General features: G+C 53.4%; 1 rRNA gene. It reads right to left on the reverse strand.

Going from position 1 to position 1,294, the window contains the following annotated elements:
• Window positions 1-1,162 (reverse strand): 23S ribosomal RNA (locus ACYVD0_RS05490); the annotation flags it as partial.
• Window positions 1,163-1,294: the final 132 nt, after the last annotated feature.

The following is a 1,294-nucleotide window of genomic DNA, read 5'->3' on the forward strand; positions in this document are numbered from 1 at the left end:
GTGTGAACCCGTAGCTTCGGTGCCTGGTTTGAGCCCCGTTACATCTTCCGCGCAGGCCGACTCGACTAGTGAGCTATTACGCTTTCTTTAAAGGGTGGCTGCTTCTAAGCCAACCTCCTAGCTGTCTGAGCCTTCCCACATCGTTTCCCACTTAACCAGGACTTTGGGACCTTAGCTGACGGTCTGGGTTGTTTCCCTTTTCACGACGGACGTTAGCACCCGCCGTGTGTCTCCCGTGCTGACACTTGCCGGTATTCGGAGTTTGCATCGGTTTGGTAAGTCGGGATGACCCCCTAGCCGAAACAGTGCTCTACCCCCAGCAGTGATACACGAGGCGCTACCTAAATAGCTTTCGAGGAGAACCAGCTATCTCCGAGCTTGATTAGCCTTTCACTCCGATCCACAAGTCATCCGCTACCTTTTCAACGGGAGTCGGTTCGGTCCTCCAGTCAGTGTTACCTAACCTTCAACCTGCTCATGGATAGATCGCCCGGTTTCGGGTCTATACCCAGCGACTGATCGCCCTATTAAGACTCGCTTTCGCTACGCCTCCCCTATTCGGTTAAGCTCGCCACTGAATATAAGTCGCTGACCCATTATACAAAAGGTACGCAGTCACCCAACAACGTGGGCTCCCACTGCTTGTACGCATACGGTTTCAGGTTCTATTTCACTCCCCTCTCCGGGGTTCTTTTCGCCTTTCCCTCACGGTACTGGTTCACTATCGGTCAGTCAGGAGTATTTAGCCTTGGAGGATGGTCCCCCCATGTTCAGACAACGTTTCACGTGCGCCGTCCTACTCGATTTCACTTGCCAGATCCTTTCGTATACGGGGCTATCACCCACTGTGGCGGCACTTTCCAGAGCCTTCTACTAAGATCAAGCAAGCTTAAGGGCTAGTCCCCGTTCGCTCGCCACTACTAAGGGAATCTCGGTTGATTTCTGTTCCTCAGGGTACTTAGATGTTTCAGTTCCCCTGGTTCGCCTCTTGCACCTATGGATTCAGTGCAAGATACCCGGCTTGTGCCGGGTGGGTTTCCCCATTCAGAGATCTCCGGATCGCAGTCTGTTTGCCGACTCCCCGAAGCTTATCGCAGGCTACCACGTCTTTCATCGCCTCTGACTGCCAAGGCATCCACCGTATGCGCTTCTTCACTTGACCATATAACCCCAAGCAATCTGCGGCCTCGCGGCCTTGCCTGGATGGGGTGAAGACGACATTCGCCGAAAATTCGCGCTTGAACTCGCAAATTCACCTTGACCACATCGACTGCAGTGAAACAATCGATGCGTC

It is taken from the genome of Azotobacter armeniacus (assembly GCF_054779355.1).